Source organism: Mesorhizobium sp. M7A.F.Ca.CA.002.09.1.1, from assembly GCF_003998555.1.
GTDB classification, from domain to species: domain Bacteria; phylum Pseudomonadota; class Alphaproteobacteria; order Rhizobiales; family Rhizobiaceae; genus Mesorhizobium; species Mesorhizobium ciceri.
In genome coordinates, this window is record NZ_RZRR01001061.1 from 1 (window position 1) to 1681 (window position 1681).

2 protein-coding genes and 1 pseudogene are annotated in these 1681 nt (G+C 65.4%); all 3 read right to left on the reverse strand.

Translation table 11 applies throughout. The annotated features are described in order from the left end of the window. On the reverse strand, positions 1–757 hold a 757-nt coding region (locus EN994_RS30205), incomplete at its 3' end, for an SDR family oxidoreductase (protein WP_127308087.1). Positions 758–767: 10 nt separating this feature from the next. Beyond that, the gene (locus tag EN994_RS30210) at positions 768–1580 is read right to left on the reverse strand and encodes an ABC transporter permease (protein ID WP_063169501.1); all 813 of its coding nucleotides are present in this window, start codon (positions 1578–1580) and stop codon (positions 768–770) included. Continuing rightward, positions 1580–1681, reverse strand: a pseudogene (locus EN994_RS36490) (ABC transporter permease); the annotation flags it as partial. The gene EN994_RS30210 and the pseudogene EN994_RS36490, both read right to left, overlap by 1 nt.

Genomic DNA, 1681 nt, shown 5'->3' on the forward strand with positions numbered 1-1681 from the left:
CCAAGATCCCGATGGGCCGCTGGGCCAGCGCCTGGCCGGTCATGAAGGATGAACGGTCGGAGACAAGGAACAGGATCGCTTCGGCGATCTCATCGGCGCTGGCCCAGCGGCCCATCGGGATCTTGGTGCGGACATAGGTTTCGATCGCCCCGCGTCCGCCCATCTGGGCGATGAACGGTTCGTTGAACGGCGTGTCGACCCAGCCCGGACAGAGCGCGTTAATGCGGACATTGTGACGGGCATAGTCGAGCGACATCTGCCGTGTCATCGCCACCACCGCATGTTTGGAGGTTGCGTAGGCGATCATCTCGCGGTCGTAGAACACGCCCGAATTGGAGGCGGTGTTGAGGATGACCCCGCCGCCCTGCGCGATCATCGAGGGCATGACCTGTCTCGCCGCCAGGAACTGCGCCCGCACATTGACCCGCCACGAGGCATCCATGCCGCCGACCTCCACTTCGGTCAGCGTGCCGCCGATCTGGATGCCGGCGTGATTGTGCAGGATGTCGATGCGCCCATGCCTGTCGAGCGTGCCGGCAATGAGCTGTTCGACCGCCGCATCATCAGCGACATCGGTCGTGATCGCCTCGGCTTGGCCACCGACCGCGCGGATGTCCGAAGCCGTTGCTTCGCCGGCGGCCTGATCCCTGTCGGCGATGACGACCACCGCGCCTTCCCTGCCCATGATCATGGCGCCGGCGCGCCCGATGCCGGAGCCGGCGCCTGTCACCACGGCGATGCGGTCTTTGAGGATCATGATGCGGCTTTCAGTTCGACGGCTTGCGCTGGCGCAACTGCCATTGGGCAAGCACCACGAGCAGCACGGAAGCGACGAGCACGATCGTCGCGATGGCGTTGATCTCCGGCGTCACGCCGCGCCGGATCGACGCGAAGACATAGATCGGCAGCGTCGTCTGCGCGCCGGCGACGAAGAAGGCGATGATGAAATCGTCGAAGGAGAAGGTGAAGGCGAGCAGGAAGCCGGCAACGACCGCCGGCATGACCTGCGGCAGCACGATCGAGCGGAACGTCGTCAACGGCGTCGCGTAGAGATCGCTCGACGCCTCGACCAGATTGCGGTCGAGGCTGCCGAGCCGCGTGCCGACGATCATCGTCACCAGCGCCATCGAGAACAGCCCGTGCGCCGCGATGATCGAACCGTAGCCGAGCGCCAGCCGCGGCGGCTGGTCGTCCGGCCAGATCGAGGCGAGGAACGGATTGACCACGGTGAACAATTGGACGAGCGCGACCAGAGTCGAAATGCCGATCACGACGCCCGGAACGACGATCGCGGCGCCCAGAAGTGCGTCGAAGACCGCGCGGGTCCGCACGCCGACGCGCGCCAGGCCGAGTGCCGCCGCGGTGCCGCACAGCGCCGCCAGCAAGGCGCTGGTGGTGGCGATGAACAGGCTGTTCTTCAGCGCTTCGACCAGGAACGGGTTCGCCAGTGCCTTGCCGTACCATTGCACCGAAAAGCCGGTGAACTCGCTGGCATGGTGGCCGGCGTTGAAGGAAAACAGCACCACCAGCGCGATCGGCAGATAGAGGAAAGCGAACACCGCAATGACGAAAGCCCGCATCAGATCAGATCCACCCGGCGCGCGCCCGAAACTCGGGTCGAAATGCGGTTTGCGGCAATCAGCACCTCCACCGAGACCAGCACCAGCGTGATGGCGATGGC

What these genes read in the sequence shown, in the direction of transcription:
- EN994_RS30210 (WP_063169501.1), bottom strand. Translation starts at nt 1,580, where the DNA reads ATGCGGGCTTTCGTCATTGCGGTGTTCGCTTTCCTCTATCTGCCGATC.